We start from the raw sequence: 21,140 nt of genomic DNA, 5'->3' as shown, positions 1-21,140 counted from the left end.
GCCAACCCGACGCAATTTATCCGGTCAGCACACCTTTCAGAAATTTTCAGTCGTCAACAGTCTCCAATCTTTTCAGAAAAGTCGTTGAAATTCGGATTGACCGATTTTGTATCCAGGATATAGTTTGCGAAAAGTTGGGAGGCTTTTCGATTGGCGGCTTATGAATGGCGTAGTCAGACCCGTTTGCTGGACGAAGTGGCAGAGGCGCTTCGGGAGCGAATCTATGCGGGCGTTTATGCGCCGGGCGCGATCCTCCGGCAGGAGCATATAGCCACCGAATTCGGCATCAGCCGCACGCCCTTGCGGGAAGCCTTGCGTGTTCTGGAGCGCGACGGGCTGGTCATCCATCTGCCGGGCAGGGGGGTGCGTGTCGCCTCCGCCGATCTCACCCGCCTGATTGATGCTTATGCCGTGCGCGAAGTGCTCGACGGTGTGGCTGCGCGTTTTGCCGCTGAACGGGCGAGCGATGCGGATATCGCCAGGCTGCGCACCCATGTCGCGGGTCAGTCGGCGGTGGTCGATCCGTGGGATGCCAAAGCCTATACCCAGTCCAATGTCGATTTTCATATGGCGGTGATGAACACGGCAGGTAATGCCTCGCTGATCGCCTTCGTGCCGTTGTTGCGCATGACATCGCAGGTTTTCGCGCCATCCTTTTCGCTATCGGTAGATCGTGCACGCGATGCAATCCGCGAACATGGCGCGATTGTTGAGGCCATTGCCGCGCGCGATGGCGAGCAGGCTGAGCGGCTGGCGCGGGCGCATATCCGCGCCACCACTGCAAGATTGGAGGCGGAACAGCCTCTTCGGGAGAATGAAGATGAAGCATGAGAACCAGACGGGAGGAGCGGGCTTGCTCCGTTACGGCAATTTTATCGCGGGTCAGTGGCAGGATGCCGCTGGCGGCGAGCATATCACCGTCAAGAACCCCTCCGATGGCAGCGATCTGGCGCTGATTGCGCGCGGCACCAAGGCCGATATCGATCAGGCTGTAGCAGCAGCCCGCAAGGCGCTTTCCGGCGACTGGGGCAAGCTGACCGCGACCGAGCGCGGTCGTGTACTGCATCGCATTTCGGAAGAAGTGCTGAAGAATATCGACCTCCTGACGGATCTGGAATCGAAGGATGTTGGCAAGCCGGTCGGCCAAGCCCGCGCCGACGTGGTGGCGCTGGCGCGTTATCTCGAATTCTACGGTGCATCCGCTGACAAGGTGCATGGCGATACGCTGCCCTATCAGAACGGCTTCACGGTTCTGTCGATCTATGAGCCGCACGGCGTCACGGGCCATATTATTCCGTGGAACTATCCGATGCAGATTCTGGGTCGCAGCCTTGGCGCAGCATTGGCCATGGGCAATGCCGCCGTGGTCAAGCCTGCCGAAGAAGCCTGCCTGACCATTCTCGAATTTGCGCGCATTGCCGAAAAGGCCGGTCTGCCGAAGGGCGCGCTCAATGTGGTGACCGGGCTTGGCGCGGAAGCGGGTGCAGCACTCTCCGAACATCCCGATGTCAACCACATCTCGTTCACGGGATCGGTGCGCACCGGTGAAGCGGTACAGGCCGCAGCAGCGAAGAACACTGTGCCGGTGACGCTGGAACTTGGCGGAAAATCGCCGCAGATCGTTTTCGCTGATGCCGATCTCGACCGCGCTTTGCCGTTTCTGGTCAATGCCGGCATTCAAAATGCCGGTCAGACCTGCTCGGCTTCGTCGCGCATTCTGGTCGAACGCAGCATTTACGAAGATGTTGTCGCGCGCATGAGCGAACGCTACCGCGCATTGAAGGTTGGCCCTGCAAGTGCTGATCCGTCCGTCGGTCCGGTGGTGTCGCAGCGCCAGAAGGCGATTGTCGAAAGCTATCTGGATCTCGCCAAGGAAAGCGGACTGTCCATTGCCGCGCAAGGCGTGCTGACCGAAGACGCGCCGGAAGGCGGGGCCTATGTGTTGCCGACGCTGATCCGCGACGTGCCTGCCGATCATCGACTGGCGCAGGAGGAAATCTTTGGTCCGGTGCAGGTTATCCTGCCGTTCGATACCGAAGAGGAAGCCATCGCCATTGCCAATGGCACGTCCTACGGTCTCGTTTGCGGCATCTGGACCAAGGATGGCGGACGCCAGTTCCGCCTCGCCCATGCGATCCATTCGGGGCAGGTGTTCATTAACAATTACGGCGCTGGCGGCGGTATCGAACTGCCGTTCGGCGGCGTGAAGAAATCCGGCCATGGCCGCGAAAAAGGTTTTGAGGCGCTCTACGGGTTTGCCTCGCTGAAGACGATTTCCGTGTATCACGGTTAAGGAGAAGCATAGTGTCGCTTGAAGGTAAGGTCGCGCTCATTACAGGAGCAGGTTCGGGGTTTGGCGAAGGCATGGCGAAGCGCTTTGCTTCAGGCGGCGCAAAGGTCGTCATCGTCGACCGCGACAAGGCAGGCGCTGAGCGCGTCGCAGGCGAAATCGGCGATGCGGCGCTGGCCGTGGCTGCCGATATTTCCAAGGAAGCCGATGTTGATGCAGCGGTGGAAGCCGCGTTTTCGAAATTCGGCAAGGTCGATATTCTCATCAATAATGCCGGTATTGGCCACAAGCCGCAAAATGCCGAACTGGTAGAGCCGGACGAGTTCGACCGCATTCTCGGCGTCAATGTGCGCGGCGTCTATCTGATGACGCGCAAGCTCATCCCGCATTTCAAGGGCAATGGCGAAGGCGTCATTTTGAACGTCGCTTCGACGGGTGCTGGTCGCCCGCGCCCGAATCTTGCCTGGTACAATGCCACCAAGGGCTGGGTCGTTTCGGTCACGAAGGCGCTCGCCATCGAGCTTGCACCGTCGAAAATCCGTGTTGTGGCGCTGAACCCGGTTGCCGGTGAAACGCCGCTTCTCACCACGTTCATGGGTGAGGACACGGAAGAAATCCGCAAGAAATTCCGCGATTCCATCCCGATGGGCCGCCTGTTGAAACCCGACGATCTGGCTGAAGCGGCGGCTTTCCTTTGCTCGCCCGCTGCCTCTATGATTACCGGGGTTGCGCTCGACGTGGATGGCGGGCGCTCGATTTAAATCCAGAAAGGTTGTAGGGGAACCATGGGTAAACTGTTTAAAGCCGGGCTTATAACGGCTACGATGCTGGCATCGATCAACGGTGCCTTCGCGAAAGATACGCTGGTGGTCGGCGAAGTGCTGGAGCCGCCGGGTCTGGACCCGACCGCCAATGCCGCCGCCGGTATCCGGCAGGTTACCTATGCCAACCTTTATGAGGGTCTGGTGCGCATTGTCGAGGATGGCACGGTGAAGCCGCTTCTGGCTGAAAGCTGGACCGTCTCCGACGACAAGAAAACCTATACGTTCAAGCTGCGTCAAGGCGTGAAGTTCCATGACGGCACGCCGTTCGACTGCTCGGTGGTAAAATTCTCCTATGAGCGCGCCGTCGCTCCAGATTCCACCAATGCGCAGAAGGGCCTGTTTGCGCCGATTGAAAGCACGCAATGTCCCGATCCGGCGACCGCCGTTGTGACGCTGAAGCGCCCGACCTCGAACTTCCTGTTCAATATGGGCTGGGGCGATGCGGTGATGGTCGCGCCGAATTCGGCTGGCGAAAACAAGACCAAGCCGGTCGGCACCGGTCCTTTCAAGTTCAAGCGCTGGGTGCAGGGCGACCGCGTCGAGTTGGAACGCAATGCGGATTACTGGGGTGAGCCTGCAAAGCTTTCCGCCGTCACGTTCCGTTTTGTCAGCGATCCTTCGGCTGCCGCCGCCGCGATCCTTGCCGGTGACATCGACGTGTTCCCGATGTTTCAAGCGCCGGAGCTGATCAGCCGCTTCAAGAGCGACGACAAGTTGCAAGTCGAAGTGGGCGATACGGCGGGCAAGGTTCTGCTGTCGCTCAACAATGCCAAGGCGCCGTTCGACAACGTGAAAGTGCGTCAGGCGCTGGCCCATGCCATCGACAGCAAGGCGCTGATCGAAGGCACCTATTCCGGTTTCGGCACGCCGATCGGTTCGCATTATTCGCCGGTCGATCCGGGCTATGTCGATCTTTCGCAGACCTATCCCTATGATCCGGCCAAGGCCAAGCAGCTTCTGGAAGAGGCAGGTGTTCCGGCAGGCACGTCGATCACCATCACGCTGCCACCACCGGCCTATGCGCGTCGTGGCGGCGAGATCATTGCGGCGATGCTGGCCGAGGTCGGCATTCAGGTCAATCTCGTGCCGATCGAGTTTGCGCAGTGGCTGGATCAGGTGTTCAAGCGGTCGGATTTCGACGCGACGATCATCGCCCATACCGAAGCGCGCGATCTCGATATCTATGCCCGCGACAAGTACTACTTCAACTACAATAACCCGGATTATAAGGCGCTCTACAAGTCTTATGCCGAGGCTGGCAGCGACGAGGAACAGCTGGAACTCGTCAAGAAGTTGCAGGAAAAGCTGGCCGCCGACGAGCCGAATGTCTTCCTCTATGCGCTGCCGAAAATCGGCGTCTGGAACAAGAACGTAAAAGGTCTTTGGAAGAACATGCCGATCCCGGCTGATGATCTGACGCAGGCTTACTGGGCCGAATAAGAACCTTCGCCCCGGCGCTTTGGCAACGGGGCGGATACTCATAACGAATGCCGTGCGCCCCATAAAGATAAGGGGAGGGCGTATGGTGAGTTGGAATGTGGAAAGCGGATATCCGTCTTTTCAAGGAGGTCGCCTTGCTGGCTTACATATCCGGGCGGTTGGTTTCGCTCTTGCTGACGACGCTTGCGGCTTCCGTCATCGTCTTTCTGCTGATGCAGGTGCTGCCGGGTGATCCGGCGGCGGTGATCCTTGGCATCAATGCGCAGCCTGAAACGCTGGCCGCGCTCCATACGCAGCTCGGCCTCGACCAGCCGATCTGGTGGCGCTATCTCACATGGATCGGCGGTTTTCTTAAAGGCGATTTCGGCACGAGCTATACCTATTCCGTTCCGATCAGCGAACTGCTCGGACCGCGCATCATGGTCACGCTGCCGCTGGCTCTTTTGTCGATGGTTCTGTCGGTCGCGGTTGCCATTCCGGTCGGCGTCTATGCGGCTTCGAAGCGCGGCAAGACTGGTGATGTGCTGTCCATGGGGGTGGCGCAGGTCGGCGTCGCCATCCCGAATTTCTGGCTCGGCCTGCTCCTGATCCTGCTGTTTGCCTTGCAGCTCGGCTGGTTTCCGGCTTCGGGTTTCGCGGGTTGGGAAGGCGGTTTCTGGAACGGCATCCGCTCGCTGTTTCTGCCAGCACTGGCGCTGGCGCTGCCGCTTGCCGCCATTCTGGCGCGTGTCACCCGATCCGCCGTCATCGAAACGCTGGGTGAGGATTTCGTGCGCACCGCGCGTGCCAAGGGCCTGACGCGCAAGTCCGCGCTCTGGCGTCATGCGGTGCCCAATGCACTGATCCCGGTCGTGACCATCATCGGCCTGCAATTTTCCTTTCTGCTGGCGGGAACCATCATCATCGAAAACGTCTTCAATTTGCCCGGCCTTGGAAGGCTGGTGTTTCAGGCCATCGCGCAGCGCGATCTCGTCACCGTGCAGTCGCTGGTGACGCTGCTTGCCGCTTCCGTGATCGCGGTCAATTTCATCGTCGATCTGGTCTATGGCTTCATCGATCCGCGCCTTTCGACGGGAGGCAGCCGATGAGCGACACGCAAATCTTGCCGAAACCCGGCATTTTCCGAACGGTGCTTTTGAGCCGCAGCCTGACCATCGGCACGCTGATTACGGTTATCCTCGTTGCGATGGCGCTCATCTCCTTTTTCTGGACGCCCTATTCGCCGACGGCCATGAATTTCCGCGACAAGTTGCAGGGGCCGAGCCTCAATCATCTGTTCGGCACGGATAATTTCGGTCGCGACGTGTTTTCCATGATCATGGTCGGCGCGCGCAATTCCATCGCCGTGTCGATCATTGCCGTGCTTGTCGGTGCCGGGATCGGCATTCCGCTGGGCGCTTTCGCGGCGGCACGCGGCGGCATGGTGGACGGTTTCGTCATGCGCATGACCGATCTGGCTTTCGCCTTTCCCGCGCTGCTTACCGCCGTCATCATCACGGCGGTCTTCGGTCCCGGTGCGGTGAATGCGATGATCGCCATCGGCATTTTCAACATTCCGGTCTTTGCCCGTGTCACACGCGGCGCATCGCTTGGGCTTTGGAAACGCGAATATGTGCAGGCAGCCCGTTGCGCTGGTCGTGGCGATGTGTCGATCACGCTTTTGCATGTGCTGCCCAATATCAATCATGTACTGATCGTGCAGGCGACGATCCAGTTCGCGCTCGCTATCGTTGCCGAGGCGGGCCTTTCCTATGTCGGTCTTGGCACCCAGCCGCCGATGCCAAGCTGGGGCAAGATGCTCAACGACGCACAGACCTTTATTTATGACGCGCCATGGCTCGCCATTTTCCCCGGCCTCGCCATCACGTTTGCCGTGCTGGGCCTCAACATGCTGGGTGACGGATTGCGCGATGTGCTCGACCCGCGCGTGCGGAGGCAGAGATGACAGCACCCCTTCTTGAAATGGACAATATGTCCGTCGAGCTGCCCTTCGGCACTCGTTCCGCAGATATTGTCTCCGGCATCACGCTGACGCTGAACCGTGGCGAACGCCTCGGTGTCGTTGGTGAATCCGGTAGCGGCAAGTCGATCACCGCGCTTGCCGCCATGGGCCTGCTGCCGGAACGGATGCGTGTGCGCGGCACGTTGCGCTTCGACGGTCAGGACCTTGCCGCCACGCCGGAAGCGGAACTGTGCAAAATGCGCGGACGGCGCATGGCGATGATCTTTCAGGAGCCGATGACGGCGCTCAATCCGGTCAAATCCATCGGCGCGCAGATTGCCGAAGGCCGCCGTCTGCATTTAGGCGAAAGCCGTGCGGATGCCGAGCGTAAAGCGCGCGAACTGCTCGACCGCGTTGGCCTGCCTGCGCCGCGCTTCAATCTCGATCTTTATCCACACCAGCTTTCGGGCGGGCAGCGCCAGCGTGTGATGATCGCCATGGCGATTGCCTGCGAGCCGGACCTGCTGATCGCCGATGAGCCGACCACTGCACTCGACGTGACGGTGCAGGCGCAGATTCTTGATCTGATGGACGAACTGATCGACGAAACCGGCACGGCGCTGATGCTGATTACCCACGATCTCGGTGTGGTTTCGGAAATGACCGACCGGATAGCCGTCATGTATGCGGGCCGCATCGTCGAGACCGGACGCACGCAAGCCGTGTTTCAACGCATGGCGCATCCCTATGCACGCGGGCTGTTTGCAGCCTCGCCGCATGGCGCCGCCCTTGTGCGCAGTCACGCGACGGGCAAACGCCTGCGCCTTGCCGCCATTCCCGGCGTGGTGCCCGATCCGCTGACGCGTCCGCCTCATTGCACCTTCGCCGATCGTTGCGCCTTTGTGCAGGATGATTGCCGAAAGGCAATACCGGGTCTCGATTTCATCGCCGAGAATGACGGCATCGTGCATCGTGCCGCCTGCCTGCACCCGCGTGAAGGCGAGGTGGTTTCATGAGCCAGATGATTTTGCAGGTGCGCGATGTGGTGCGCGAATATCAGCTTCCGCGCGCGTCTTTCTTTTCGAGGCCGGGCTCCTTGCGTGTTCTGCATGGCGTCAATGTCGAGATCGAAGCAGGACAAAGCCTTGGCATCGTTGGCGAAAGCGGTTCCGGCAAATCCACGCTGGCCCGCGCCGTGATGGGGCTGGAACGTCCGCAGTCGGGTCAGATTCTCGTCAACGGGCAGGATATTTACGCTCTCGACCGCGCTGGTCTGCGCGAGGCGCGCAAAGGCTTTCAGGCGATTTTTCAGGACCCCTATGGCTCGCTCGATCCGCGCCATACGGTGAAGCGGATTATTTCCGAGCCGATTGTGTCGCTTGAAAGCGGCACGAGCGCCAAAGATCGCGACGACCGTGTGGCGGAAGTGCTGGAAGCGGTCGGCCTGCCCAAAGCATCGGCGGAAAAATATCCGCATGAGTTTTCCGGCGGGCAGCGCCAGCGCATAGCCATTGCCCGCGCTTTGATCACCAGACCGGCGCTGATCGTGGCCGACGAGCCGGTCTCCGCGCTCGACGTTTCCATTCAGGCGCAGGTGTTGAATCTGATGATGGATTTGCAGGAAAAGTTCGGCCTTTCCTATCTCTTCATCAGCCATGATCTCGGTGTGGTGCGCGCAATTACCGACCGTGTTGCCGTGATCTATCGTGGCAATATCGTCGAGCAGGGACCGACCAATGCGGTGTTCGACAATCCGCAACATGACTACACGCGGGCGCTGGTCGATGCCGTGCCAAAACCTTTTTCCGGTCGCCGCAAGCGCGTGCGGCGATCCGATTCCACACTGAAATTGCCTGAGTGATTTGAGGAAATATCCAATGTCGAATCTTGCCGATTTGTCAGCCGTTGAACTCGTGTCCGCCTATCAGGCGAAGTCGCTTTCGCCGGTCGAAGTCACGGAAGCCGTCATCACCCGCATCGAAGCCTATGAGCCGAAGCTGAACGCGCTTTGGGCCTATGACCCGGATGCTGCGCGGGCGGCGGCCAGAGCTTCCGAAGCGCGCTGGGCGAAGGGTGAACCGGCAGGCCCCATTGATGGTGTGCCGCTGACGATCAAGGAAAACATAGCGACCGAGGGAACGGCGGTTCCGCTTGGCTGCGCGGCGCTGCCGCTGAAGCCTGCCGCCGCTGATGCCCCACCTGCGGCCCGTACCCGTGAGGCTGGCGGCGTGCTGCTCGCCAAGACGACCATGCCCGATCTCGGCATGTTGTCGTCGGGGCTGTCGAGCTTCCACAAGCTTGCGCGCAATCCGTGGGACCTGAACACCAATCCGGGCGGTTCAAGCGCCGGTGCAGGCAGCGCCGGTGCCGCCGGGTACGGTCCCTTGCATATTGGCACCGATATTGGCGGCTCTATCCGCCTACCGGCTGGCTGGTGCGGTCTCGTTGGATTGAAGCCGTCCTTCGGGCGTATTCCGATTGATCCGGCATTTCTCGGACGTGTTGCCGGTCCGATGACCCGCACGGTTGCCGACAGCGCGCTTTACATGTCGGTGCTGTCGCGTCCGGACCGTCGCGACGCCATGAGCCTGCCTTATCAGGACATTGACTGGATGGACCTTGATATCGACGTCAAGGGCCTGAAAATCGGTCTCTGGCTCGATGCCGGTTTCGGCGAGCCGACCGGCGATGAAACCCGAGCCGCGGTGGAAGCAGCCGCGAAAGCTTTCGCCGATGCGGGCGCGATCATCGAGCCGGTTGCGCCGTTCCTCAATCGCACCATGATCGACGGTCTCGACCGCTTCTGGCGCGCGCGCTCCTGGGCCGATGTGAAGAAGATGACGCCGGAAAACCGCGCGAAAATCCTGCCTTACATCTATCAGTGGACCGAGACCGCCGAAGGCTTGAACGGCGAGGAGGTCTATTCCGGCTTCGCGCAGATCGACGCAATGCGCCATACGGCGCTCGCCGCGTCCAAGGATTTTGACTTCATCATCTCGCCGACTGCTCCAATGCCGACCTATCCGGCGGAATGGGCATCGCCGATCAACGATCCGCAGCGTCCGTTCGAACACATTGCCTTTACAGTCGCTATGAACATGTCGGAACAACCGGCGATCTCGATCAATTGCGGCTATACATCGACGGGCCTGCCGATCGGCCTGCAGATTTTCGGCCAGCGTTTCGATGATCTGGGCGTGTTGCGGATGGCAAAAGCGTATGAGGGGATGCGGCCTGCGCAGAAGCCTTGGCCGGTTCTCGTCTGATCCATAGAGGCGAGATGATCGCCAACCCCGCATCCCTCACCCTGAGGAGGCGCGAAGCGCCGTCTCGAAGGGCGAGGAGCGGGGCTGCAAGGCCAAAATTTTGTCCCGTCTCATCCTCACCCTTCGAGACGGTGTCCTTCGACAAGCTCAGGACACCTCCTCAGGACGAGAGGGGACGCTGAGCGGCCCTTCTTATCTGTTGGGCCTGAGCGGCGCGCGTTCCTTGTAGCGGTCCACGGCGGTGAGCTTCTGGATCAGCGGCTCGGCGTCGCGCCAGCCGTAAATCTCGGTGCGCAGATAGTCGAGTTCGGCATCGAGTTCGTCTTCGCCGATTTCCGTCCACCAGGATTTTGGGCGACCGTCGCTACCGTCCGACCAGCGATAGCGGCGCTCCTTCAGCTTGTCCTTCATTTCGAAGGGGCTGTTTTCGGCATAGATGCGCAGGCGCGATTTCTGGCTGGCTTGCAGCAGTTCGGCAAAGGGCGTCATATCGCCCGACTGTTCCTTCAGTACTGCGAGCAGCGCCTGACAATCATCCTCGGCGCGGTGCCCATTATGGAAATACCCGCTCTGGCCGATCAGATAGCCAAGCTTGGTGCCTTCGAAACCGCGTCCGGTCCAGTCGATTTCCTTGACAGAACAGGCCCACGGCTTGTTGGCGAAGACCGGTGAGAACCGCTCCAGAAACGGACGGTCGAAACCGGCATTATGCGCGATGATCAGATCGGCATCGGCGATCAATGCTTCCAGCTCCGCCAGCGGGATCGTCTGCCCCTTCACCATCTCATCGGTGATGTTGGTGATACGGGTAATGTCTGCCGGGATCGGCTTTGATGGTTCCTGCAAAGCGCCGAAGGTGGCGCAGACATCGCCAATCGAACCGTCATCGGCGTAGCAGAAGGCGACGGCGCCGATTTCGATGATTTCTTCCTGCGCGGCATTCAGTCCGGTCGTTTCCGTATCCACGACAACGCCAAGGCGAGGAAAGGCCATTCTGTCGGCATCAGGCACCACAGGCAGAGGATCGAGCCGTTGCAAAATGCGATAACGCCCGCTGTCGTTCAGCTGACGCACCATTTCCGCCTCGTTCAAGGCCGGTGCTTTGCCGATGTCGCGCTTCGGTTTCGCGCGGGCAGGACGCAGCTCCGCCCGTTCTTCCCCAGCCTTCGCAGCGGGAGTAAAAAGGTCGAACTGGTGGCGCATCGAAATTCTCCAAACAGAGCGTCACCGGCCAGATTGAGGCCGGACCCGCTCGAATAGCATGGGCACAGGATGACATTTAGCCTTTTCCAGACCAAGCCTTCATTCGCATTAGTAACAGGTAATAATGGCCGGAAATGGCTTCAAGCGCGTGCTGTTTGACTTTCGCGAGCAATAACTGGGGATAAAAATTATGCGCCTATTTAAGAATAGAATTCAGCTTTTGCGTGGAGGTCATTGTTTGCAATTTTATATTAGCGCTTCCTTTATTTAAATAAGTGAATATTTTATTCTGTAACTATTAATTGTGCTACAAAAGTTAATTTGACTCATATGTGCAATTGCACTTCCAGATGGGCGCCACTACTTGTTGAATTATAATTCAATCGATTTTTGGTTCGGCTTCTCGTGAAAATTGTTCCCTCTTTGCTGATCATGCTGTTTGCGGTCGCGATGTCGAGTCTATGGGTGCTCGACAGGCGGCGGACGCATATGCTGCTGTTCGGCCTGAGCTTTGCAGCATTTTCGCTGGGGCATTTCGTACAGATTTCACCGTTTCTGCCCAATCTGCGCCATACATTCCTTTTGGCAATCTTGCTGCAATTTGCGGCTGGCTGGCTGTTCTGTCAGGCGGTAATGGTGCGGCTGGGGCGCGGCTTTCCGCCGAGAATCGCGTCGCTGATCACCATTTCGACGCTGGCGGTCGTCGGCCTCCTTGCATGGTATGGCGCGATCTACAGCTATCTGGTCGTTGCTGCCAATATCGGCCTTGGAACGCTGGCCGCTCTTTTGTGTGTGTATGCCCGGCGCGTGCCGGGCGACCGGTGGGTGGAATCTGCGCTGCGTCTGGTGCTGGTGCTGCTGGCGGCGCATTTCTTCCTGCGCAGTGTCTTCACGATCATCATGCTCGATGATGTGTTGAGTTCCAGGCAATTGCTGTCCTTGCCTTATTGGTCATGGGTGACGGTGGCTGCGTCGATGGGCGGCGTGCTGCTCGGCCTGTTCATTCTGACGGTGGCCGCGCTCGATATCATCGACAAATTGCGCAATGAACGCGATGCCGATCCGTTGACGGGCCTTCTCAACCGGCGTGGCATGGAACAATGCGCAAAGCGCGCGCTGGCGCAGGCTCCGCTGGACGCGACCCATGCGGTCATCATTGCCGATATCGATCATTTCAAGGCGATCAACGACCAGTTGGGCCATGCGACCGGTGACCGGGTGCTGGTCGAGTTTGCGCATCTGTTGCAGTCGCTGGTCGGAAAGGACGCGCTTGTCAGTCGTGTCGGCGGCGAGGAATTCGTTCTGCTGGTCGCGGGCAGCGCCCAATATTGCGAACGCTTCGCCAAGCGACTTTGCAACCGGGTTGCCCGTCATGACTTTGCGGCGCTGCCCAGTGGTCGTCATGTGACATGCAGTTTCGGTGTCGCCATGCTGCGTCGCGACGAAACCTTATGGCAAACGGTGTCCCGGGCCGATCTTGCCTTGATGCGCGGCAAGCATCGCGGGCGCAATCGCACGGTGACCGAGGGCAAGGAATTCCCCGAAATTTCGGACGATACGCCGCCCCCTTATCGCCTGACGGGTTGATGAGGCGTTCCTCTCCGCGAGAGGAATTATCAGACGGACGCCGTTCGTAAAGACTTTGGTTACCATAATTCGCCATGCTGGAAGCGACCATTGCGGTCACTGCTTTGCTTCGGCCACTGCTTTGCCATGTCCTGTTCGCTTTTTTGCCGAACTGCCATGCGAGGCGAGGGCCCGAAAGTGGGGCCGCGAAGTCGAATTCCAGTCGGGTTAGTATCATGGCGTGTGTGACAGAAGTGTATGGCTATGCGGCTCCGCGTAGCAGCCGTATCAGCGTTCCGTTCAGTTTGCGCGGTTTTGCGCGCTTGACGGCTTTTGCCGTTACAGGGCTTTTCGCCGGTGGCTGGATGCTGACCACGCTCGGCGCGCTTGAAACGGTCATCCCGGCATTTGCACCTGTCGCGCCGGTCATGCGGCGCGCGCCCGGGGCCATGCCGCAGGCGCTCGCCCTTGTCGATCAGACCCGAACGCCATCGCACAAGATGCGCGAGAGCTTCATCAAGGCCTATACGGCGGATGGCGCCTATTCCAATCTCGACTGGCACCGCAACAAAGTGACCGACGATCAGCCGATCATTGCCGATATCGGTCCGGATTCGGTCATCGAACCAAAATCCGTAGACGTCGCATCGGTGGTCGAACCGCGCGCCGACCGGGTCAAACTGCCCGAGCCGGTTGCAGTTGCTTCAGCCGCCACGGCCATGGATAAAACGGGCGACACGGCGGCGAAACCCGCCACAGCAGCGGCTGTCGCGCTTGGCTATGCCAGCGCGCCGCAAACGCCTGCCGCTCTTGTCGCGCTGGCCCAGATCCAACCGCAGAACCCGTCCGGTATTTTGCCTCTGTCGCAGGCCGAAGAAGCTGATGCAGAGGGTGGCGCCACGCCCAATCTGCCGGTCGGCAAGGCGATACCGTTGCCGCAATCCGCGCCTGACCAGAAAACGGACATGGCGGCTGACGACGATACCGATAGCGATATGTTCGTGCCGGATGATGTGCCTTTGCCGGGTGCCAAGCCTGCGCTGCGCGCATCGCGCATGCGTCCGAAGACGCAGCTTGCCTACGCGCCCGAAAGCGGCCTGACGGACAGTCCTGAGCCGGGCCTCTTCAGCCCATTGCTCAATCAGGCTGCGCGCAGCCGCGTGGCGATCTACGATATTTCTGCTGCAACCGTCTATTTGCCGAGCGGGGAAAAGCTCGAAGCCCATTCCGGCATCGGTCGCATGCGTGACAACCCCAGCTATGTGAACCAGAAGAACCGCGGCCCCACGCCGCCGCACAGCTACAATCTGCGCATGCGCGAGGCGCTCTTCCACGGCGTTGAAGCGATCCGCCTGACACCCGCTGACGGCAACAACCGCTACAATCGTGACGGGCTTCTGGCGCATACATTCATGCTGGGACGCAACGGCGATTCCAATGGCTGCGTGGTGTTCCGGGATTATCCGCGCTTCCTGCGCGCCTTCAAGCGCGGCGAGTTCAACAAGCTGGTCGTGGTGCCCCGCATGTCATCATCCAAGCCGGCGCGCATTGCGTCGCTTTTCTGATCGAAACAGATCTGCGCAAAGAATTTCCGGCATCGGCTGACTACACGAAAAATTGCCCCCAACAATATTGCAGGGGCAGCGGGAACTGATAGACATCCCGCGTTGCAATTCTTCGGAGACATCTTTCAGTGAAGCTCTATTACAAAGCCGGTGCCTGTTCGCTCGCACCGCATATCGTTCTCAGCGAAACCGGCCTGCCTTACACGTTTGAAGCCGTGGACCTGAAAACCAAGGTCACCGCCAGCGGCGCCGATTTTCTGGCGGTCAATCCGCGTGGCGCGGTTCCAGCGCTGGAGATCGAGTCGGGCGTCGTGATCACCCAGAACGCCGCTATCCTGCAATATATCGGCGATCATTCGGATGTCGCAGCGTTCAAGCCTGCCTATGGTACGATGGAACGCGCACGCTTGCAGGAAGCACTCGGCTTCTGCGGCGATCTGCATTCTGCCTTCGGCGGCTTGTTTGCACCGAACCTGACGGAAGAAGCGAAGGCGGGTGTGCTTGCCAATATCACGCGCCGCATGGGCCAGTTTGAAGCCATGCTGGTGGATGGTCGCAGCTATTGGTTGGGCGAAGAACTGACCCAAGCCGATGTTTATTCGTCGGTCGTCCTTGGCTGGGGCTTTGCGATGCAGGTCGATCTCAGCGCCTATCCGAAGGCGCTCGCCCTGCGTGAACGCGTCATGGCGCGTCCAGCGGCGCAGAAGGCGCTGAAGGAAGAAGGTCTGATCTGATCCTTCGCAGCCGGAGCCATTATGGCTCCGGCTGTTCTGCTTCTATTGCTGCGCTTTTCGCTCAAGGCTTTGAGCCCTCGCATCGACCGGCTGCTTATTGCCCGGCCTGCAAAAGCCATTCTTTTCATTGCAATTTTCTGATTGTGTCGGCCTCCCTTTGCGCATGCTTGGGGAGGTGTGTTTTTTGCTATTTGGAGCGCAGTTAATTTCCGAAAATTATAATTATAAAATGTATAAATTTCTAATTTAGTATTTATATAATCGTAATATTGAATATATAAGTGCAATTTCATTAAATATATGAGCATAAAATTGCGATTTATTATAAATATAAGCGTATTCTGCGTTGTACGAATCTTCAACATTGGATATGGATTCGATATGATCTGTAAGTATTCTGCATTTTATTTGCGGAATTGCTAAATTTATTTGTTGGATTATTCGCCATGGGCCGGGGGGCTGTAGGGGCGCATTTAGGGGCAATGATGTCGGTCATTTCAAAAGATCTGGTGCGGGTGCTGGGCTCAACAGCCGTGGCGCTCATTCTGTCGAGCACAGTGGCTGCCGCGACGAGCGTTGTGGTAAACGGCGCGGCCTATCGTTATGCCGGGGGCAGTACGGCTAACCTGGACGGCTCGGGCGCGACCTACGAAGTGGCGACGACCAATAATGGGCGCGCATGGGGCGTGCTTGTCTCGACCGCAGCCGGATCAGCTTCGACGCTGAACGTGTCGAACATCAACGTCATCACTTCGGGACCGAAAGCACATGGCATTCAGGTCGGTGCGAAGGGAAGCAACGCGAATGGCATGGATCATTCGCTCATTCATCTGCTCGGCGGGGTAGCTGTCACAGCTGACGGCGTCGGTTCCTATGGATTGCATGCGATTGATGGCGGCACGATTGACGGCTCAGTTCAGATCACGACGACGGGCGCCAGCGGCTTTGGCGCGTTCGCAGAAAGCTGGTCGACGATAAATCTATCGCACTCGGCAATCAACACGTCCGGCCAGAAGGCATTCGGCCTTATCGCAAATAATGACATGGGCACTGTCGCCGGGCAGATTTCCGGCGATGCACTCAGCATCACGACCGCTGGAGCCAATGCATCCGGGGCTTATGTCGATGGCGGCGGTCAGGTTCTGCTGACACAGAGCAATATTACGACAAGCGGCGCTACTGCGCACGGCGTCGAAGCCTTGTCGGGTGGCGCCGTCACGTTGAACGGCGGTTCGATCACCACTTCGGGCAGCAACGCAAGGGGCATTCAGGTCGACAACGCGACGGTCATCGCCAATGATGTGGCAATCGTGACCAACAACGCGGCCCGCTTTTCCGAAGGCGTCCAGTCGCACAACAATGCGAGCGTGACGCTCAACGGCGGTTCAATCACGACCCATGGTCTGCGCAATTACGGTCTGCTTGCCAGCAATGGCGGCTTGATTACGTCAAGCGCTGATATCACGACCTTAGGCAACAATGCCCATGCCGTGCAGGCGGGCGCATTCGGCACCAATCACCCGGGTTACGCTTATGACGGAACCACGTCCGGCACGGTCTCTCTGACTGGCGGCACCATCCGCACCGAGGCCAGCAGTTTCGCTGTCGGCCTGCATACCGTCGATGAGGGGCTGATCGATGCCGAGAATATCGCCGTCGAAACCGTTGGCGCATCGAGCTTTGGCGCCTTCGCCGAATCCGCTTCCACGATCAGGCTTTCCGCTTCAACCATCCAGACGACCGGCGATCAGGCCCATGGGCTTCTGGCCAATAATGATCAGGGAACGGTAGGCGGCTCGATTTCGGCCACCAATACGCAGATTGTGACTTCCGGTGCTGGTGCTGCCGGGGCCTTGGCGCAGGCGGGCGGTTCGATTTCGCTGATGGGTGGCAGTGTCACCGCACAGGGCGAGGCAGCGTCCGCTCTGGCTATTTCAGGCTCGGGCACGATCGTCGCCGAAGGCACGGTTCTTAAAACTGCGCAGGGACCGACAATTGGCGTGGTTCTGGCCAGCGCTGACGATGTGGCGCAAATTCGCCTCCGCAGTGGAACCGTTGCGACGGAGAATAATGGCGTCCTGCTACAGGTGGATCGCTCCAGTGGAGCGGGTTCCGGCGGCATTGTCGATATCGAACTCGATGCAGGCTCCGTCAGCATGGGCGATATTATCGACACGCAGGCTAAAACCGGGGCAGGAAACACCGTTCTGACTCTGCAGAATGGCGCAGACTGGAAGGGCCAAATTCAGGGGATCACGCATATCGAGGCGAAACGCGGCAGCAGTCTGGTTTTCGCGGGGCAATCGGTGATCGAAGGAAACCTTTCCGGCGTCCAGAGCAATTTCGATTTTGGGGATGAAGGCGATTTCATCGGCGGCAATGTCCTGCTTGCGGAGGGCTCCGCAACCCGTGGCGGCACGATTGCGATACCGATTACCGTGAGTGGCGATGTCAGTGTCGATCCTACATCCACTCTTGGCGGCAACTGGCATATAGCCGGAGGTCTGGCCAGCTCAGGCACGATCACGCCCGGCAATTCCGTCGGCATCGTGTCGGTCGATGGCGACCTGACGCTGGCATCGTCTTCGGTCTATGCGGCGGAAATCGACGCGCAGGGCGGATCTGATCTGATCAAGGTGGGCGGAACCGCCAATCTGGCGGGTGCGGTGACCGTATCTACGCTCGGTGGCTATCAGCTGAACCGGCCTTACACGATCCTGACCGCAGGCAATCTTGCAGGCACGACATTCAGCAGCGTTTCCTGGACCGGATCGACTGATTTCATCGCGCCAAGCCTCAGCTATGATGCGAATAATGTTTTCCTGACCATCGGGCGCAATGCAGTTTCGCTTGCAAGTGTTGCGCAGACAGACAATCAGCGGACTGTCGCTGGTGTAATCGACAGTCTGAGGCTGGGCAATCCGGTTGCGAATTCTGTCGCCTTTCTGGGTGCTGCGGGGGCAAGGCAGGCTTTCGACCAACTGTCCGGTGATGGATATGCGTCCACTAAGACAGGCTTGATCGAGACATCGCATTTGGCGGCGGATGCGATAAACAATCGCTTGCGCTCGGCATTTGCCAGTGTCGGATCGAAGGACGTTCCGGCACTTTCTTATGCGAAAACAAAAGAACCGTCCCGTGCGTCTGCCGCAATTGATGCGGTCAGCGATGACGCATCCCTGGGGCAATATGGGTTCTGGGCGACAGGCTTCGGCTCCTGGGTTGAGCAGGATGGGGATGCCAATGCTGCCGGTGTCTCTACATCGACAGGAGGCTTCATCTCCGGTCTCGATGTTGGGCTGGGAGAGGGCTGGCGCCTTGGTTTCGCGGGCGGTTACAGCCGGGCGGATATCGATCTCAAGGAGCGACATGCGGCTGCGACGAGTGACAATTGGCATCTCGGCATCTATGGCGGCAACCAGTGGGGCCCGCTGGGACTGCGCGCCGGGCTGATCCAGACATGGCATAGCCTCGATGCATCGCGGTCGGTTGCATTTACCGGTCTCTCCAACTCGCTGGAGGCCGATTATGATGCGCGCACGCTCCAAGCTTTCGGCGAGGTCGGATATCGGATCGACACGGCCGCCGCATCCTTCGAACCGTTCGCCAATCTCGCGCATATCAGATTGCGCACGGACGCTTTCACAGAAACGGGTGGCGCTGCGGCATTGAATGTCGAAAGCGAAACGACCAACACGACCTTTACGACTCTCGGCCTGCGGGCGGAGGCTCCACTGTTGCTTGGATCAACATCCGTTAATCTGAAGGGTTCGCTCGGCTGGCGCCATGCCTATGGCGACATCATACCGGCCTCAACGCAGGCCTTCGCGGGCGGTGATGCCTTCAGTGTGGCAGGTGCGCCGATTGCCAAGGATACGGCTTTGCTGGAAGCAGGGCTTGATTTCGATGTGACGCGGGCCTCGACGCTCGGTCTCAGCTATATCGGCCGGTATGGCAGCGGTGCCAGGCAAAACGGGTTCAAGGCCTCGTTCAATATTAAGTTCTGACCTGGCCCGGTCTGCAACATGACGTAGTAAAGCCAAACTCACGTGCGGTTACCAGCTTATCGAGCGGGAGCCGCACGGGCGACTGACAGCGGATGTAACGCGTATTTCGGTTCCCCAAGTGAGAAAGCCTGCGCTATTTCAGGGGCTGTACCTTATATGTCAGGCTGCCCGGCGTCACTTCCTCGATCTTGATGGTAAGATCACGGATCTCAATACTTGACTGGGCGACAGGGAATTCCATTGTCTGCCCGCTCGCTGGGTGCTGCAGGTCGTGGCCGGAATAGCCGCGAATTTCGAACTGCATTTTGTCCTTTTCGATCCCTATGAACAGGATGTCGTAAATACTGCCGCTTTCATTCGCGTCATAATCCTGAGCGCGAGGGAGATCGGTCCCTTTGCTATAGGCACGCGGCGGTACGATTGGGTCGCCGGACAGGATGAATTGCGTCCCGCCAAAGCTGTCCGTTGCAGGTGCGGGGCGTTCGCTGACGTTTTCGGTTTGCGCCGCGACAGCTCCGTCTGCCGCTTGCGCAAAGCTCTCAGTCGCGGAACTGTAAAAGCCGAAGGACAAGCTGGTCAGGCCTGTCAAAATCGCTCGTCTCACAAGATGCATTCGGTTTTCCGACTCCGTTTGAGCCCCATCACGTTGTTTCGTGTCACGCTCTGCCATTTTTGCCACGAGCATTTCAGCTGAAAAGCATCCCAATTTCACATGAAAACAAGCCGCCTGCGCATCGTCGCGAATGGGCGGCAAGCGCCATACATGGTTCGGTGATGGCGACCTGAACGTGATAGCGCAGAAGGGGGATAATACTGGCGGAGAGAGAGGGATTCGAACCCTCGATACGGTTTCCCGTATACACGCGTTCCAGGCGTGCGCCTTCAACCACTCGGCCACCTCTCCGTCTGCCTTGCTGTCGGGGAAAACCGCGTTAACGGCGAAATCTGACTGCAAACGAGATACCGCATTTCGTCTGGCGCTGGTTATTCGCCAACATGCGGTAGCGGCGCGCAATATAGCCAGAATACGCATATGTTCAATAGCTCTTTGCAAGTTTTTGCGCCAAATCGGCAGGAGTTATGCTGGTAGTCTCAATCCTCTCATAACTAACTGTTTTTAAATGATAAATTTATGTGTATAATTAAGAGGCACAATGGCTCGAGGCGTAATGGCTTCCTTCCGTGAGGATTTGGCGGTATGAAAAGGCCAGGTCAATGACGTCGGGATGTGCCCGACGCGCTTGAATGTGTGCCTGAATGTCTGGGGCAGGGAATCGTGATCCGGTTTGTGTTGCGTAGTTTCGCGGTTGTTTTTCTGGCATTGGCGGTGATCTTCGCCATTCTCGACGGCGCCCGTTCGGTCGGCGCGTCGAAGCTGGTGGCCAAACCGCTGCTTTCCATGTGGTCGCGTAACGCGCCGGAAACGTTGGCCGATGCAGAAACGCTCGTGACGCACTATATAGGAGCTACATTCTGGAACACGGTCTGTGTTCCTTTGCTCGAGCAGCCGGGATGGCTCTTCTTCGGCGTGCTCGCTTTGTTGTTCTATGTGATCGGTCATCGGCGCGGACGTCCCCTGGGGCGCTTCACGGCCTGACGGTCAATCCCACCACAGGGCCATAGGAGGTAGAAATCTATGAGTTTCCTCGACAGCTATCGCAAGAAAGTACAGATGCCCTCCACGGATGAGGCTTTGCCGGGCCGCGCAACAGCCATTCCTACATCCGCGACGCATTTCGTCTCCGGCCATCCGTTGAAAGGCCCATGGCCTGACGGCCTCAAGCAGATCATGTTCGGGATGGGCTGCTTCTGGGGCGCGGAACGGCTGTTTTGGCAGGTGCCGGGCGTCTATGTGACGGCGGCAGGCTATGCGGGCGGCATCACGCCAAACCCGACCTATGAAGAAACCTGCACCGGATTGACCGGCCATGCCGAAGTGGTGCTGGTGGTCTATGATCCGAAAGTCGTGAGCCTTGATGAGCTGCTGACCCTGTTCTGGGAAGAGCATGATCCGACGCAGGGCATGCGACAGGGCAATGATATCGGCACGACCTATCGGTCGGTGATCTACACTTTCGATGACGCGGATCGGGCGGCGGTTGAAAAAAGCCGTGATGCTTATGCAAAGGCGCTGGCAGCGCGCGGTCTGGGCCCGATCACCACGCAAATCGAATATGCGCCGGTGTTCTACTATGCCGAGGATTATCACCAGCAATATCTGGCGAAGAATCCGAACGGATATTGTGGCCTGCGCGGCACTGGCGTGAGCTGCCCAATTCCGCTGGCACAGTAAAACGGTCTCA

At 58.7% G+C, this 21,140-nt stretch carries 17 protein-coding genes and 1 tRNA gene; 15 read left to right on the top strand and 3 right to left on the bottom strand.

All coding sequences use genetic code 11. The features are described from left to right. Positions 1–150 precede the first annotated feature (150 nt). The 9 genes from FIC94_RS20130 (at position 151) to FIC94_RS20090 (ending at position 9,762) form a co-directional block, all read left to right on the top strand. A complete protein-coding gene (locus FIC94_RS20130; RefSeq protein ID WP_105542576.1) occupies positions 151–831 on the top strand; it encodes a GntR family transcriptional regulator in 681 nt (226 codons plus the stop codon). Continuing rightward, positions 821–2,293 (top strand): aldehyde dehydrogenase family protein, encoded by a 1,473-nt coding sequence (locus FIC94_RS20125; RefSeq protein WP_140026180.1) that lies wholly within the window; start codon positions 821–823, stop codon positions 2,291–2,293. Before FIC94_RS20130 ends, FIC94_RS20125 begins: the two co-directional genes overlap by 11 nt. An 11-nt stretch (positions 2,294–2,304) precedes the next feature. After that, a complete protein-coding gene (locus FIC94_RS20120) occupies positions 2,305–3,051 on the top strand; it encodes an SDR family oxidoreductase (protein WP_121538871.1) in 747 nt (248 codons plus the stop codon). A 24-nt stretch (positions 3,052–3,075) separates the two neighbouring features. Continuing rightward, a complete protein-coding gene (locus FIC94_RS20115; protein ID WP_140026179.1) occupies positions 3,076–4,554 on the top strand; it encodes an ABC transporter substrate-binding protein in 1,479 nt (492 codons plus the stop codon). A 134-nt stretch (positions 4,555–4,688) separates the two neighbouring features. Continuing rightward, positions 4,689–5,642 (top strand): ABC transporter permease, encoded by a 954-nt coding sequence (locus tag FIC94_RS20110; RefSeq protein WP_140026192.1) that lies wholly within the window; start codon positions 4,689–4,691, stop codon positions 5,640–5,642. Further along, on the top strand, positions 5,639–6,499 hold the full coding sequence (locus FIC94_RS20105) for an ABC transporter permease (protein ID WP_109369690.1): 861 nt from the start codon (positions 5,639–5,641) through the stop codon (positions 6,497–6,499). Before FIC94_RS20110 ends, FIC94_RS20105 begins: the two co-directional genes overlap by 4 nt. Continuing rightward, complete coding sequence (locus FIC94_RS20100) at positions 6,496–7,512, top strand: ABC transporter ATP-binding protein (RefSeq protein WP_140026178.1); 1,017 nt, start codon at positions 6,496–6,498, stop codon at positions 7,510–7,512. Before FIC94_RS20105 ends, FIC94_RS20100 begins: the two co-directional genes overlap by 4 nt. Continuing rightward, positions 7,509–8,357, top strand: a complete 849-nt coding sequence (locus tag FIC94_RS20095) for an ATP-binding cassette domain-containing protein (RefSeq protein ID WP_109369688.1) — start codon at positions 7,509–7,511, stop codon at positions 8,355–8,357. Before FIC94_RS20100 ends, FIC94_RS20095 begins: the two co-directional genes overlap by 4 nt. Before the next feature lie 16 nt (positions 8,358–8,373). Continuing rightward, on the top strand, positions 8,374–9,762 hold the full coding sequence (locus tag FIC94_RS20090) for an amidase (RefSeq protein WP_140026177.1): 1,389 nt from the start codon (positions 8,374–8,376) through the stop codon (positions 9,760–9,762). A 192-nt stretch (positions 9,763–9,954) separates the two neighbouring features. Here the strand turns inward: FIC94_RS20090 and FIC94_RS20085 are convergent, their stop codons facing one another. After that, on the bottom strand, positions 9,955–10,965 hold the full coding sequence (locus tag FIC94_RS20085; protein WP_140026176.1) for a 3'-5' exonuclease: 1,011 nt from the start codon (positions 10,963–10,965) through the stop codon (positions 9,955–9,957). A gap of 405 nt (positions 10,966–11,370) precedes the next feature. Here FIC94_RS20085 and FIC94_RS20080 point away from each other — a divergent pair, with 405 nt between their 5' ends. The 4 genes from FIC94_RS20080 to FIC94_RS20065 all read left to right on the top strand — a co-directional run bounded on the left by FIC94_RS20080 (position 11,371) and on the right by FIC94_RS20065 (position 18,837). Beyond that, positions 11,371–12,552, top strand: a complete 1,182-nt coding sequence (locus tag FIC94_RS20080) for a GGDEF domain-containing protein (protein WP_235892076.1) — start codon at positions 11,371–11,373, stop codon at positions 12,550–12,552. A 215-nt stretch (positions 12,553–12,767) separates the two neighbouring features. Further along, positions 12,768–14,096, top strand: a complete 1,329-nt coding sequence (locus tag FIC94_RS20075) for a DUF2778 domain-containing protein (protein ID WP_235892075.1) — start codon at positions 12,768–12,770, stop codon at positions 14,094–14,096. A gap of 128 nt (positions 14,097–14,224) precedes the next feature. Continuing rightward, the gene (gene gst, locus FIC94_RS20070; RefSeq protein ID WP_140026174.1) at positions 14,225–14,830 is read left to right on the top strand and encodes a glutathione transferase; all 606 of its coding nucleotides are present in this window, start codon (positions 14,225–14,227) and stop codon (positions 14,828–14,830) included. Positions 14,831–15,315: 485 nt separating this feature from the next. Further along, positions 15,316–18,837 carry an autotransporter domain-containing protein gene (locus tag FIC94_RS20065; RefSeq protein WP_180918070.1) on the top strand — a complete coding sequence of 1,174 codons (3,522 nt, stop codon included), beginning with the start codon at positions 15,316–15,318 and terminating at the stop codon, positions 18,835–18,837. A 133-nt stretch (positions 18,838–18,970) separates the two neighbouring features. Here FIC94_RS20065 and FIC94_RS20060 read toward each other — a convergent pair whose 3' ends face one another. Then, positions 18,971–19,591: a hypothetical protein gene (locus FIC94_RS20060; RefSeq protein ID WP_140026172.1), complete on the bottom strand. Its 621-nt coding sequence runs from the start codon at positions 19,589–19,591 to the stop codon at positions 18,971–18,973. Positions 19,592–19,651: 60 nt separating this feature from the next. Continuing rightward, positions 19,652–19,741, bottom strand: a tRNA-Ser gene (locus tag FIC94_RS20055). 372 nt (positions 19,742–20,113) lie between these two features. Here FIC94_RS20055 and FIC94_RS20050 point away from each other — a divergent pair. Further along, positions 20,114–20,434, top strand: a complete 321-nt coding sequence (locus FIC94_RS20050) for a hypothetical protein (RefSeq protein WP_140026171.1) — start codon at positions 20,114–20,116, stop codon at positions 20,432–20,434. Between the two features lie 39 nt (positions 20,435–20,473). Then, positions 20,474–21,130, top strand: coding sequence for a peptide-methionine (S)-S-oxide reductase MsrA (gene msrA / locus FIC94_RS20045; RefSeq protein ID WP_140026170.1), 657 nt, complete (start codon positions 20,474–20,476; stop codon positions 21,128–21,130). The last annotated feature ends 10 nt before the right edge of the window (positions 21,131–21,140 follow it).

Source organism: Ochrobactrum teleogrylli, from assembly GCF_006376685.1.
Lineage (GTDB): Bacteria > Pseudomonadota > Alphaproteobacteria > Rhizobiales > Rhizobiaceae > Brucella > Brucella teleogrylli.
This window is presented reverse-complemented; position numbering and strand designations above follow the sequence as displayed.